5 protein-coding genes are annotated in these 15610 nt (G+C 54.3%); all 5 read left to right on the top strand.

Annotated features, from left to right (window positions below; all coding sequences use genetic code 11):
- Positions 1 to 22 precede the first annotated feature (22 nt).
- The gene (locus BOC67_RS14265) at positions 23 to 4492 is read left to right on the top strand and encodes a hypothetical protein (protein ID WP_291911035.1); all 4470 of its coding nucleotides are present in this window, start codon (positions 23 to 25) and stop codon (positions 4490 to 4492) included.
- Positions 4493 to 4504: 12 nt separating this feature from the next.
- Positions 4505 to 6589 (top strand): hypothetical protein, encoded by a 2085-nt coding sequence (locus tag BOC67_RS14260; RefSeq protein ID WP_291911034.1) that lies wholly within the window; start codon positions 4505 to 4507, stop codon positions 6587 to 6589.
- 22 nt (positions 6590 to 6611) lie between these two features.
- On the top strand, positions 6612 to 12143 hold the full coding sequence (locus BOC67_RS14255) for a hypothetical protein (RefSeq protein ID WP_291911033.1): 5532 nt from the start codon (positions 6612 to 6614) through the stop codon (positions 12141 to 12143).
- 76 nt (positions 12144 to 12219) lie between these two features.
- Complete coding sequence (locus BOC67_RS14250; RefSeq protein ID WP_291911031.1) at positions 12220 to 13032, top strand: tetratricopeptide repeat protein; 813 nt, start codon at positions 12220 to 12222, stop codon at positions 13030 to 13032.
- Positions 13033 to 13217: 185 nt separating this feature from the next.
- Positions 13218 to 15353 carry a catalase HPII gene (gene katE, locus BOC67_RS14245; protein ID WP_291911030.1) on the top strand — a complete coding sequence of 712 codons (2136 nt, stop codon included), beginning with the start codon at positions 13218 to 13220 and terminating at the stop codon, positions 15351 to 15353.
- Positions 15354 to 15610: the final 257 nt, after the last annotated feature.

Here is a 15610-nt window from a genome sequence, read left to right as displayed (position 1 = left end):
TACCTATTGTCCGTTATATCCTATGCCTAGTTTTATCAGCCGTTGCTACCTTGCCCTGTTCCTGGGATTGCTGGTGATCGCCACATCACTGCAGGCGCAGCAGCGCACGCCACTGGAACAACATATCCATGATGTCAACAAGTTGATCCTGGAACGCCGCGCTGCCAATGTCCTCAACAATAAAGATCTCTATGATCAGCTCAGGGATACCACCCAGTTCAAACTGCCGGTGGGCATCGGCGGCGGTAACGACGGCAATCCGCCGGTGATCATCGACAGTATCCGCTTCCTGCCGGACCATGCGGAGATTACCGCGTACTTCGTCATCCCCGTGCCCGGCGATGGCCGCGAACTGATGTTTGCTGCCAGCAGGATACCCGTGAGCCGCAACGGCGGCCTGGTAGGCACCGCGCGGCTCGAACTCGTCAACGATCAGCCATTCAACCCCTTCGGCAACGATGCCGTGATGACCTTCCTCCATGGTAAAACCTTCGTGGAATTTGACTGCGAGGGATTTAAACGGCTGGGCATCGGCGCGGAAATAAAACTGCCGTCCCACCTGGTGCCGGCCTATGCAGATGCCAACTCCAATACGAAGGAGCGGGTAAAGGCCACCTTTGAAGTAGCCACTTCCAATATACACGATATTATCGCAGCGGTAAACATAGAGCCCTTCCAGGTCAGGGGCGTTAAAAACGTGAAGTTCACCGTGCAGGATGCCATCATCGACCTCAGCGACGCGAATAATAGCCCGGATGTGGCATTCCCGGCGGAATACAATACGGACGATAAACAATTCTGGCGCGGGTTTTTCCTCCGCAGGTTCGAAGTGCAGCTGCCTCCTGAAATACGTTCCCGCAAATCAGGCAAGGCCCCGGTAATTGCCGTGCGCAATGCTCTCATCGACGATAAGGGTTTCTCCGGGGACGTGTACGCCACCAACCTCATTCCGCTGGATGACGGAGACCTCGGCGGCTGGTCCTTCTCCGTGGATAAAGTAGGCCTCCGCTTTGTAGCCAACCAGGTAAAAGGCGGCGAGCTGGCAGGAGGGATCAACATCCCCATCACGAAAGAACAAACCCGTTTTGATTATACTGCCGTCTTCCATCCCGGTAACGACTATATTTTCACCGTAGCCGCAAGGGATACGGTAGATATTCCCATTTTCATCGGGAAGGCGAAACTCTTGCCCAGCAGCAGTTTGGAGGTAGCCGTGAAAGACGATCACTTCCAGGCCAAAGCCGTCCTCAATGGAAATATTTCCATCAACGGCGCCGGCAGCGAAGGCGCTTCGGCGCTGGCTAAAAAGCTGAATATACCGGACCTCGCATTTGAACGCCTCACCATTTCGACGGAAGCGCCGTATTTCCACGAAGGAGTATTCTCTTTCTCCTCTCCGCTGAAACTGCCGACCATCGCGGGCTTCAGCTTCTCTATCGACAGGCTGGGACTGGTGAAGAGTGGGGAAAAGCGGGGCCTTAGCTTTACGATTAAAGTGAACGTCAGCGGCAAAGGTGAAAACGGCTTCGGCGCGGATGCCAGCATGTCGCTCATGAGCGTGGCCGCGAAAGACGCGGACGGCCGCATCCGGCACAAATTCTCCGGGCTGGAAGTGAGCCGCGTTGGCATCGATATCCACCAGGGCGTGTTCGCCCTGGCAGGCGCGCTCGAATTCTTTACCGATGACGCGGTGTACGGGAATGGGTTCAGGGGAGATATAGCGGCATCGCTGCAAATTTGTAAGGCAGAGGTGAAACTGGCTTCTACTGCATTATTCGGGAATGTAAACAGCGAGCGATACTGGTACGCGGATATCATGGTGGACCTGCCGGTGGCGATCTACATCTTCCCGCCGGCGGTGAGCATCAAAGGCTTCGGCGGCGCTTTGTTCTATGGCGTGTCCGTACTGGGTAAAGGTGAAAATACAGGGCCTTACCGCCTCGGCAAAACCAATACCGGCATCATCTACAAGCCTGATCCTACTGCCGGCTTAGGCATCAAAGCCTCGCTGAAGTTCATTGCCATGCAGGAAAAAACACTGAGTGGAATGGTAGGGCTGGAACTGGCATTCCATAAATCCGGCGGCCTGAAGCGGATCACCTTCCGCGGACAGGTAAACGTGATGTCCATAGGGCTTTCTCCCGGCGATGCGGCCCTGCTCAAAGGCATCAGCGGCATGATGAAACCCGGCCCGGCCGATGCGCCCGCGGGTGATTGCGGCTATGATCCGAATGCCTTTACGCCGGAGGGCGTGATTTCCGCCGGCCTCCTCGTGGATGTGGATTTTGAGAACAGCAGCCTGCTGGCTAACCTGAAAGTATATATAGACGTATATGGCGTACTCACCGGCATAGGCCCGAAAAACCTCGCCGGGGAAGGAGAGTTCTACGTTGGCCCGGATGGCTGGCACCTCTTTGCCGGCAAGCCGGATAATCCGATTGGTATCAATATCCTCGGGATTGCCAAAGCGCATTCCTATTTCATGGTGGGTACCAACCTGCCCGGAAGTCCGCCGCCACCGCCGGTGGTATCGGAAATACTCGGCGGTATGGACCTCGATTACATGCGGGACCTCAACGCCCTCGGCAAAGGTTCCGGCTTCGCCTTTGGCGCCGGCCTGGATTTCGATACCGGCGACCTCAAATTCCTCATGTTTTATGCCCGCCTGCGCGCCGGCCTGGGCTTCGATATTATGCTGAAAAACTACGGGGATCAGTTCCACTGCCAGGGTAGCAGCGGCCCTATCGGTATCAATGGCTGGTATGCAAACGGACAGGTGTATGGCTACTTCCAGGGTAAGATCGGCATCCGTGTAAACCTCTTCTTCAAGAAAGGGAACTTTGATATCATCGACCTGGGCGCCGCCATCGTACTCCAGAGCAAAATGCCCAACCCCGTTTGGATGCGCGGTATCGTAGGCGGCTACTACAGCCTGTTCGGCGGTCTTATCAAAGGCAGGTGTAATTTCGAACTCACGCTGGGTAAGGAGTGTAAGGTGGTAGGCAACAACATCTTCGCCAATGCCGGGGTACAGGTGATCGGCGATGCCACGCCGCGGGATGGGGAGTCGGATCAGAGCATCTTTACTGCGCCGCAGCTGGTGTTCAATATGCCGGTAGGCAACATCATGCGCATTAACGACGATGCCGGTAAAGCCCACGAATTTAGGACGCGGCTCGAATATATGTCCCTCCGCAGGGAAGGCCAGAACGCCGCCGGCGCCCAGCAATGGAACGGCGATAATACCATACTGGTACTCAATACTACCCAATGCCTGGAACCTAAATCCATCTATAAACTTACCGCTAAAGTAACCTTCGAAGAAAATGTCAACGGCAGCTGGACCCCTTACCTCGTGGAAGGAAAACCTTATGCGGAAGAAGTCAATAATACATTCAGTACAGGCAACCTGCCGGATAAGATCCCTGCCGATAAAATAAAATATACTTACCCGCTGAAAAACCAGCTGAATTTCTATCAGAACGAATCGCCTTCCAGGCTGGGGTACATGCAGTTCACGCAGGACCTGGCGCCGATGTTCCGCCCGGATAGCTCCTTTACGCAAACGGCGCGACTGGTGCCATCCGCCGGCGAGCCGGTCAACATACCGTTTAGCTATGATACCGGCCGCCTCACCTTCCGCATCCCGGATGGCCTGAAGAACGACGAAGTATATACGTTCGCGTTAGTGAACGTGCCCACGGAAGATGAAATGGACATCAGCCGCAACGTAGTGGCAGAGCAGAAACAGGTGGATGTGCAGGAAGGCGGCTCCATGACGGTTACCACCAAAAAGGCCACCAAATCGATCACCGTAGGGTCTGAAAAATCCTTCTTTGAGCTGGACTTCAGAACCAGCTTGTATAACACCTTTAACCAGAAGCTGGATGCGCTGGGCATGGGCGACTCCTATCGCCTGCCGCTCCGCGACGCCGTTCATGAGCTGGGCTACCAGCTCTCCAACAACGAACTGTTTGACGGGTATGAGCTTGACCAGGGCGGCGGCAGCAAACTGCTGAGATACGAAGCCCTCCTGGATGGTAACCCCTGGTACAACGAGGACATCTACCCCTGGGTGTACGATGGCTATCCGTTTGCCGCCGCCGCCGGCAACGCCGCGCCGGTAACTATTGAATGGCGCACGGCGGAAGCGCTGGGCGTGCCGCCGGTAAGAGCGGTAAGCCTGCGCCAATACAACCAGGGTATGCTGCTTAACGGGGACGCACAAACGAAATACACCGGCATCAGCACCTTCGTCTATAACCTGCCTCATTACATGGAAAGGGATAACTACCAGCTGATCAGCAAGATTGTAAATAACATCTACGCAAGGGGAGCGGACTACCCGGCTAAAGTGAAATCGATGATCCTGCAGCCGTTCAAAGCCATCCGCAAAGGCAGTTACCGCTTTAAGGTGAGTTACGTGCTGCCCGGTACCAACGTAGTGACCTCCACCAGAATTATCACCATTGAAAATCCCGTAGGGCTATAATAACCGATGAAAATGAAAACCAAAATATGCTCCATGATGATTGTCGCGATAGCGGGACTGTCGCTGGCGGCTGCGGCGCAGCAGAAAAAGCCCGCCCCGCAGCAGATAGCGGTGATGGCCCGGCCCGGCCACGACTCCATCATGCTGCGCTGGGCGCCCACCTCGCAGGCTTTATGGCAGCAGGCTAACGCCAACGGCTATATGATTACCCGCTTGACCGTCATGCGGGATAACAAAACGCTGCCGGTACCGCTGGTGGCCACCGTGCATACCGGCCCCCTAAAGCCCCTGCCGCTGGCCGGCTGGGAGGCAGTGGTAAAAAACCATGAAAAGTACGGCAGCATTGTGGCGCAGGCATTATACGGCGAGCAGTTTGAAGTAGGGGCGACGGGCAATGGCAACAGTATTATGGACATCTACCATAAATCCCAGGAATCAGAATCCCGCTACGGCTTTGCGTTGTTTGCGGCGGACCAGGATTTTGAAGTGGCCAAAGCCGCAGGCCTGGGCTGGGTGGATCACGACGTTCGCCCGAATGAAAAGTACCTCTATCGCATATACGCCGCCGCAGCCCTGCCCAACCTGAAGTATGATACCGGCTACGTCTTCTGCGGCCCTGCTGATGCAAAGCCATTGCCGGTTCCTAAAGGGCTGAAGGCAAACGGGCTGGAAAACGCCGTTATGCTCAGCTGGAACAAAGCCCTCTACGAACCTTTTTACAATGCCTGGATACTGGAGCGGTCCGCCGATAACGGGAAAACGTTTACCTCCGTGAGCAAGGAGCCGCTGATCAATACCCAGGAAGGACTGTCGGACAATATCCAGGACTTCTACCGCATCGATACCGGGCTGGTGGCCGGAAAGCCCTACGCCTACCGCATCAAAGGAATTACAGCCTTTGGGGAAACAGGCCCCGCCTCCGATACGATTGTAGTCGCCGTGGAGCAGAAGCTGAATGAAAGCCCCGTTATCCTGCAAACGGAAATGGTGCTGGGCAAAGTTTTCATTCGCTGGAAGATGCCGGAGCATAAAGCAAGGATTGTACGCTTTGACCTCGAACGATCCACCTCTCCTCAGAAAAAATATAACACGATCAACGAAAAACCGCTGACGGAAAAGGATTCCATTGTAACGGACGAACAGCCGCTCAGTAGTAATTATTACCGGATTAAAGCCACCACAAAAGACGGGCAGGTCATGCATTCCTTCCCGCATTTTGTACAACAGGAAGACAGTATTCCTCCTGCGCCGCCTACCGGCCTTGCCGGCAGCATCGACAAGAAAGGCATCGTATCCCTTACCTGGGAGGAGAACAAGGAGAAGGACCTATTTGGATACCGCGTCTTCAGAGCCAACTCCCCCGAAGAAGAATTTGTGCAGGTAACGCGTAAATCCGCGGAGGTAAACAGTTATACCGATACCATCTCCCTGCATACGCTCACTAAAAACGTGTACTATAAACTGGTAGCACTCGATAAACATTACAATCCATCCGGCTTTTCAGCCATGCTGGTGCTGAAGCGCCCGGATATCATTCCGCCGGTAGCGCCCTTCTTTACGAAAGTAACAGCCGGGGAGGCAGCCGTGCAGCTGGAGTGGATGCCCAGCAGCAGCGAGGATGTAGCCTGCCATGAACTGCTCCGCACACGGGATAGCGTATGGGAAGTGGTGCAGTATTACCCTGCGGGCGATACCACCCACGCTTATAACGATACCAGCGCCGTTACCGGTGTAAAGTATCAGTACCAGGTAACCGCTACGGACGACAGCGGGCTGAAAGGCATCTCCAAACCCGTGAGCAGCGGGCGTATTGATATGGGCCGCCTGAACGTGGCGAAAGCCCTGCGCATTGGGATAGACAGGGATAACAAACTCGTGAAGCTGGAATGGCAGCAGGTGGCCGGCGTAAATAAAGTGTTTGTGTACCGCGCCGCCGGCGACGGGCCTTACCAGTTGTACCAGACTTTCACCAATGGCGAAAACAGTTATAAAGACAACAACCTTTTAATTAACACGGTCTATAAATACAAGCTGAGAATGATGAATACGAGCAATGGCCGAAGCGGCTATACGGATGAAGCTATTGTAAATTATTAACTTATTCTTATCGCGATTACCTATGAAAAAACTTTACCAATTCCTGTTGCTGATAATGATGCTGGGAGCCGCCCCGAAGCTCTTTGGCCAGGCGCTCATCTACAGGGTCATGTACAGTGGCGACCTGAGCGGGACCTCCGGCTGGAGCTGCAACGGCGGTTCCAGCGTATATACTATTTTTCAGGATGCCAGTTATACAAAAATCTGGGATAAGATGCAATACGGCGTTTATTTGCCCGGGCCCAGCTCCTACGGGGATAACTTCTATACGGAGCAACTGCCTGCCTATGCGTATTTTTCCAGTTTTATGGGTAGCAGTAATACAACTGCCCAGGGCGACATCAATCAAACCTTTGACGAGTACGGCTATAGTACAACGGAGTTGGAAGGGTATGGGTCTGTTTCTGATCCCGGCGGGGGCGGAATGGGTGGTTGTAACATCACCCTGCGAGCAACCGTGATGATAATGAAGATGTACCTCCGGCTGGTAAACGTCAAAAATAAAACTGCCTATTGCCAGGATGAGTACGTAGAATTCAATATGCCTTTTTCGCCTGACCAGACTGTTTGGGAGGCAGCGAATCCTGGCGACTATTTCCGCTCGGTGACCTGGGTGAACGGTAGCCAGTTTAGAGGTACAGCGGCGGATTTTGCCAGCATTGGTATCGATATTACCAAAAACATTACCATCCGCGCCCGGGCCGATTTCGGAGATGTGCGTTGGAAATACACCGATGAACCTGTCTTTCACTTTACCGATGCCGTGCCGGCGCCGGCAGTTGTAAAGAAGGACCCGCTCTGCTTTGGCGGCGAAGGATCTTTTACTTTCAGCGATTTCAGGTATGCTAATGGTACCGCCTATGATGGTACGAAAAAGCTGATCCTCACGCTTACCAGCCCGGCCAAAACGTATAACGTGGAAGTGAATTCCACTGCGCCGGTAACCGTCAACGTTATTCCGGGCGTGTATTCGATGTATATCGAAAATGAAGCGTCCGAATGTCCGCGTACGATTACGCTGCCGGAAGTGAAAGCAATCCCGCAGGACCTCTCGGCCACTACCTCCCTGTCTTGTGTGGACGGTAAGCCTGCGGCCTCCATCAGCGTGACGGGTGGTACGGCGCCTTATACATACTCCCTCAACGGCGGCGCTAAAGTAAGCACCAACCTGTTTACCAGCCTGGCCCCGGCCACTACCTATACCATCACTTACTACGATGCGAATAATTGTAATAAGTCCGTAACGGTGACGACGCCATCAGCCATCACCTTACAATCCTACACCACCAAAGCGCCTTCCGGTACGGCTAATGACGGGGAGATAACAGTGACGGCTGCCGGCGGTACGGCGCCGTATATGTATAACCTGAACAATGGCAGCTGGCAGTCGGCCAACGTCTTCTCCAATCTGCCACAGGGCAGCTACAACGTGTCCATACGGGATGCCAATGGATGCCTGTTGCCGCAACCGGTTACCATTGTGCTCGAACAGCTGGACTTCACTGCCACCGCTACGCCGGTTAGCTGCGTAGGCCTGGAAGACGGCAGTATCGCATTGAATATTACAGGCGGCAGCGCCCCGTATAAAATCAAGCTGGATAACGGCGTTTATCGCACCAATGATAATCTCTTCAAGAACCTGGCCGCCGGTACCTATGAAGTGTGGGTGATGGACAGCAAGAATGTGGAGGCTCATCATACCGTTAACGTTGGCGCACCTACGCCGGTTACGTTTACCTACACCGCTACCAATCCGTTGTGTAAAGGCGATGGCAACGGCCAGGTGATACTGACCGCGACGGGCGGCAGCGGCGTGTTCAAGTATATCAACATCGGCCATGGGGATCAAACTTCCAACGTCTTTGCCGTGGCGGCAGGTACCTATACCTTCCGGGTGGATGATTCCAAAGGCTGCTCCTCCGCTACCACGCAGGTAGTAATCACGGAGCCGGCCAACAAGGTGTCCGCCACTTATCAAACAAAAGATGCGTTGTGCTTCAACGCCGCTACCGGCGCGATACTGAATATACAGGGCCGGGACGGGGATGGAAATTACCAGTACAGCCTCGATAACTACACCTGGAATACCGCTGGCAGCTTCACCCAGTTGCGCTCCGGCAACTATACCCTCTTTGTGAAAGACGGTAAAGGCTGTACGAATTCGGTGCCGGGCGTCACCATCAATAACCCGTTGCCGATTACGCTGGTGCTGAGTAAAGACATTACGGCCGTGAGCTGTAACGGCGGTGCGGACGGCGCCATAGAAGTAGCGGCTACCGGTGGTACCGGCAACCTCCGTTATTTCATCAGTAATAATCCTACGGTGCCCAATACCACCGGTAAGTTCAACAACCTGCCGGCAGGTACCTATACCATCATTGCCCGAGATGATAATGGCTGTGAGGCGCAAATCGCTTCGCTGCTGGTTTCCCAGCCAACGCCGCTGCAGATGAAGCTCTCCAGTACGGACGCGCTTTGTTATGGCCAGGCCAACGGTACGATTTCCGTAAGCAGTATGTTCGGCGGTAACGGTGGTTACGAATTTAGTCGCGATGATATCAGCTACGGACCTACGACCATCTTTCAAAGTTTGCCCGCTGGTAATTATATTATTTATGGAAAAGATAATAAAGGCTGCCGGGTAAGTGCCGCGGTAACAGTCCAGCAGCCCGTCAGCCTGGGCCTAACTACAACAGTCGCGCCCGTACGCTGTAACGGGGAAAGCAGCGGTACCATCACCATCAACGGCACGGGTGGTACGTTGCCATATACCTACGGCCTGGATAATAATACCTTCCAGGTGTCCAACGTCTTCAACGTAAAAGCCGGTAATGCGAAGGTGATAATCCAGGATAAGAACGGCTGCCAGCAGTCCACCACCGTAGTGGTGAGCGAGCCGGCCAAAATAATCGCTACCGTAACAGATATTAAACCGGTCAGCTGTAACGGCGGCAGCAACGGCGCTGTCACCGTGGCTGCGAGCGGCGGTACGGCGCCATACCAGTACGCTATCAATGGCGGCGCTTATGTAACGGGCAATACTTTCAGCGGCCTGCAGGCCGGTAATTATACCATCGCCATCCGCGATGCAGCTAACTGTACCGCCGTGGTAGATGCAACAGTTACATCAAATACCGCTATCGGCTATACGTTGTTGCGGAAAACGGACATCCTCTGTGCGGGAACCAGCACGGGTGAAATACAGATCGCCGCTACCGGCGGAGCCGGCGGTTATTCCTACCGCTTCGATGGCGGCGCTGCGCAAACCAACCCGGTATGGACGAACCTCGGTAAGAAAAATTATCCGATCATCATCACGGATGCCAACAACTGTACGGCTTCTGTCAACATCCCGATTGTGGAGCTGTATCCGCCGCTGGCGATGACGCTGAGCAGCGCGCCGCCGGCCAATTGTGCGGACAAGAGCAGCATCACTGTTACCCAGGCCCAGGGCGGCTTAGCGCCATACCAATACAACCTGGATAACAGCAATTATAAACCCGGCAATGTGTTCAATGACCTCGTAAACGGGGAGTACATTGTGTACATGAAAGACCAGGCGGGTTGTACCACCAGCAAGAATATTTCGCTGTATGGCCCGTCCGCCATGCGGGGCAATATTACCGCTACTGCGGCAACCTGCTTCGGTAAAGCGAATGGCAGCGTGGCGGTGAGCAACGTATCCGGCGGCTCCGGCACTTACGAGTACTCGCTGGATGGCAGCGCCTGGCAAGCGTCGCCGGTGTTTAATAACCTCGCCGGCGGTAAAACTTACCAGGTAACGGTAAGGGATATACCGTTTACCTGCCTGGTGCAGCTCAGCGCGGCGGTGAGCCAGCCGGCAGCGCTGCAAACGCAGGTACAAACCACGAAAGAGGTGAGCTGCTCCGGACGTGCGGACGGTATGCTTGCCATTACCGCCAGCGGAGGCACTCCCGCTTACGCCTATACGATAGGCAACGGCGCGCCGCAGGCGGCTGGTACCTTTAATAACCTGAAGGCTGGCGATTATACTATCACGGTAACGGATATACAAGGTTGTACCAGTGCGCAACAGGTAACGGTACATGAACCGGCGCCACTCACTGCCGGCATCACTTCCCTGAAAAATATCGACTGCTTTGGCAACGCCAACGGCGAGATCATACTGAACGCCGCCGGCGGTACGCAGCCTTATACATTTAAACTGAATAATACGAGCCAGTCGTCCGCTTATTTCGGCGCGCTGTCCGGAGGCGACTACCAGATAACGGTAACGGATAAACTGGGTTGCGCCGTGCCGCTGCAGACTACCATCACCGAGCCCGCGAAGCTGCAGGCTACCTTTGCCAGCAGCGATGTTAAGTGCTTCGGCAACGCCAGCGGCGAAATTAAGCTGACCGCCACCGGAGGTAAAGGCGCTTATATTTATACCTTAAACAACCTGCCTTATCAAACGGATAATACATTCCGTAACCTCACTGCCGGTAATTACCTGGTATCCGTATCGGATGAAAACAGGTGTATTGTTTCGCAAAACGTGACGCTCACACAGCCGCAGCCGCTCAGCTTCGCCAAGGAATTCCATCACCCGGTGTGCAGCTATTCGTCCGACGGTAGCATACAGGTAGCGCTGGCAGGCGGCGTAGCGCCATATACCTACAGCTGGTCCAACGGCAGCAATGCCACCACGCCGCTGATCACCGGGCTGAAAGGCGCCGTGTATGAAGTGCTGATGCAGGATGCCAACGGCTGCCAGCTGGCTGATAAAACGGTGCTGACGCAACCGGCGGTGATCCCGCTGCATCTCGGGTTTACGGATACGACGCTCTGCGTGGGCCAGGAAATCCAGCTGAGCGCCGGCGTTACTGGCGTTACCTATGAATGGAAATCCGGCAGTGAAGTACTGGCTACTACCAATGACATTAAGCTGAGCAAAGACGGGCAGTATAGCATTACGGTGAAAAATGCCGCAGGATGCACGGCGCAGGAAAGCTTCTCCATCAAAACCTCGCTCACCGCGCTGAAGACGGACTTCCTCATGTCGTCCTACAACACCCTGGGGGATACGCTGATCCTCGTAGACGTAACGCAGCCGAAGCCTTCCAGCCTGAAATGGACGCTGCCGGAGCGCATCACGGAAATCAGCAGCAGCGGGGACGGAAGCGTGAAGCAGTTGATCTTTAAACAGGTGGGCAGCTATGATATTACGCTGACGGCCCAGCTGGCGCAGTGTTCGGACGCTGTCACCAAAAAAGTGGTGGTGGTACCGGTGGAAGAGCGGCCAACGATCGACAGCGTACTGGGTTACAGGGAAAAGCTGATCCGCAGGATTACCATCTTCCCGAATCCTACCACCGGCCAGTTTAAAGTGGATGTGGAACTGTCCAGGGCAGCGGCTATCACCGTCCGCCTGATTTATTTCAACGATGGTAAGCTGATGGAGATCAGGAAATCTGCCATCGGTACCGAACACGCTGTGCCTTTCAGCATCGGTTACCTGCCGCAGGGCGTTTACCTGATCGGCGTGGAAGCGGAGAAAGAGTACGAGGTGAAGAAGATGATGAAATTATAGTCCGGATTATACGAATACACCTATACCTGGCGGTTGCGCATAGCGGCCGTCAGGTTTTTTTTTATTTTTGCCCGGTATGAAGAAATTATTGTTCCTGTTGATAGCTATTTATCCCCTGCTCGTGTTTTCCCAGGAAAATCCCCTGAAGCCATTGCTGCTGCAGGTGCAAAAAGAAGGGCCTGCCGGCTGGCAGCGTTTACAGCAAAAGATCAGCGCAGGTAAGGCCACGGCTACGGACTACCTGAAAGCCGCGCTGATACAGGGGGAAAATGAAGGCGCAATGGGATACCTGAATACTGCCATCAGCAAATTGCCTGCTACCAGTCCACTCTATAAGGAAGCCCTGTTGCTGCGTTCCAACGCCTGGATGCGGCAGGTGAATATCGACAGCGCCATGGCGGACCTGGAACGGGTGCGCGCTGCGGACCCCAGGGAAACGGCCGCACTGATCAATCTGTCCTACCTGGCGGGCTCCAACGGCGATTACAGGGCTGCGGTGGACTACCTGCAGGTAGCTGCCGGCATTGATACTGCCGATGCCAACATCTTCGCCAATATGGCTTATTATTACGCGGAAGGCGAGGCGTACGACAGCGCCGGCATCTATGGCGCCAGAGCGCTGAATCATACAAAAGACCCCAAGCTCACCGGTACCATTATGAACACCATCGGCTACGCGCAGGGAATGTCCGTTTCCCGGGAAAGAGGGCTGGCCATTATCCGGAAGAGCCTGGAAATATATCCTGAAAATTCATTTGCCTGGTTTAACATCGGCCGTATTTACCTGGTGATGAACAACCGGGAGGAAGCCTGTGAAGCGTTCCGGCGCGCGAAGAGCCTGGGAGGGGTGAACCTTACCGCTGAATACCTGGAATCCTTTTGTAAATAATTGTACTACGGTACAGTTCCTCATACTGTACGCGGCGGCAACTTACTGGGGGGCAAACGCCACATCGCCCGGATGGGTGCGTATTGGCTGTAAGTCAGCGTCATGGCAGGTTTTAAAGGCAACCTGACTGTTGGGTATGGTTTGTGTTACTCGCAGTTACCACTTACCATAAAACTATCCTGACCATGCAAGCGGAACAACAACCTGATAAACCTACTCAAAAAGACGAACAGCTGGCCCGCCATACAGAAGATGGCGCAGAGCAATATCTCACCACCAACCAGGGGGTGCGGATCAATGATAACCAGAATTCCCTGAAAGCCGGTGATCGCGGCGCTACCCTGATGGAAGATTTCATCTTCCGGGAAAAGATGACTCATTTTGACCATGAGCGCATCCCCGAAAGAGTGGTGCATGCGCGTGGCGAGGCCGCCCATGGCTACTTCCAGGTGTATAAATCCATGGCGGAATATACCAAAGCGGGCTTCCTGACGGATCCTTCCCGTAAAACGCCCGTGTTCGTGCGCTTTTCCACCGTGGCAGGCTCCCGCGGAAGTACGGACCTGGCGCGGGACGTAAGAGGTTTTGCCGTGAAATTTTATACAGAAGAAGGGAATTATGACCTCGTAGGAAATAATATTCCCGTGTTTTTTATACAGGATGCAATGAAGTTTCCGGACTTTGTACATGCCGTGAAACCGGAGCCGCGCAATGAAATACCCCAGGCGGCATCCGCCCATGATACCTTCTGGGATTATGTATCCATTTCGCCGGAGAGTACGCATATGGTGCTGTGGGTGATGAGCGACCGTGCCATTCCCCGTAGCCTGCGTATGATGGAAGGCTTTGGCGTGCATACGTTCCGCTTTGTGAATGAAGCGGGCAAAGGCACCTTTGTGAAGTTCCACTGGAAGCCTTTGCTGGGAGTGCATTCCGTAGCCTGGGACGAAGCGCAGAAGATTTCCGGGAAGGACCCTGATTTCCACCGCCGCGATTTATGGGAAGCCATTGAAGCGGGCGATTACCCCGAGTGGGAGCTGGGCGTGCAGCTGGTGCCGGAAGAAGATGAGCACAAGTTTCCTTTTGACTTACTGGACCCTACTAAAATAATTCCTGAAGAAGTGGTGCCGGTGCAACGCATTGGTAAAATGGTGCTGAACCGCAACCCGGATAACTTCTTCGCGGAAACGGAGCAGGTGGCGTTTCACCCGGGGCATATTGTGCCGGGTATCGATTTCACGAATGATCCGCTCCTGCAGGGCCGCCTGTTTTCCTACAATGATACGCAGCTGATCAGGCTGGGAGGCCCCAACTTCGCTGAAATACCCATTAACAGGCCCATAGCGCCCGTGCATAACAATCAGCGGGATGGATACATGCGGCAAACGATCAACCGCTCTCCGGCCTCCTATGAGCCCAATACGGTGGCAGGCGGTTGCCCTTACCAGGCGATGATGAAGCAGGGCGGTTTTACCTCTTACCAGGAAAGGGTGGATGCGCATAAGGTGCGCGCCCGCAGCGTCAGCTTCTTCGATCATTTCAGCCAGGCTACCTTGTTTTTCAACAGCCAGTCGGAAGCGGAGAAATTGCATATCATCAATGCCTTCCGTTTTGAGTTGGGTAAAGTGTCCCGTAAGGAAATCCGCCAGCGGATGCTGGGTATCCTGAGCCAGGTAGATACTTACCTGGCGGAGAAAGTGGCGGAAGGCCTGGGCATGGAAGTGCCGCAGACGCTGGAAAAGCCCATCAACCGGGTACGCCCGGCGGATGCGGGGGAAGAGGAATACGAACCCCGTACCGTGCCGCAGCAGGTGAGCGTTTCGCCGGCGCTGAGTATGGCCGGTACGGTAAAAGATACGATCAGAACCAGGAAGGTAGCTTTCCTCATTGCAGAAGGCGTGGACGCCGCGGATGTGCAGGCCATGAAGAAAGCCCTGGTAGCGGAAGGAGCGGTAGTGCAGCTGATTGCCATGCACCTGGGAGCAGTCAGCACTGCAGGCGGGCAGGCGCTGGAAGCCGATCAGAGCTTCCTGACGGCGGCATCCGTATTGTTTGACGCGGTGTATGTGCCCGGTGGGGCGGACAGCGTAACCAGGCTGACGACCATCCCTGCCGCCATCCATTTTGTCAATGAAGCTTACAAACATTGCAAGGCGGTTTGTTTACATAAAGACGCCATTCCGTTCCTGAGAAAAACAGCGCTGCCGGCGGATAACCCGGCCCCTGGTTTACTCACCGGCAATGATGCGGACGCATTCATCCGGGCGATTGCGCAGCATCGCTTCTGGGAACGCGAAGCAGTAGATGATATTCCCGCGTAATTAACCATTCTGAGATAAACTGAAAAACCTACAGTGGTTGTACCTAAGTAAATTGCCGGCGCGGTGAATCTCGTTGCTTGCAGAGCCAATACAGCCGGAGCTTTGCAGGAAATGAGATAAGTGTGATCCGCTATGGAATTTACTTTGGGTGCAGCCATTTTTTTAGGAAAAATCTTCGCAGTAATTTCTTCATTACGCAAATCCAGTGCGTAGCAAAAGGCGTACTTTGTATTGGAAGCCACGGTAAAAAACAACCA

Origin of the sequence: Chitinophaga sp. CB10 (genome assembly GCA_001870995.2) — a bacterium.
Lineage (GTDB): Bacteria > Bacteroidota > Bacteroidia > Chitinophagales > Chitinophagaceae > Chitinophaga.
This window is presented reverse-complemented; position numbering and strand designations above follow the sequence as displayed.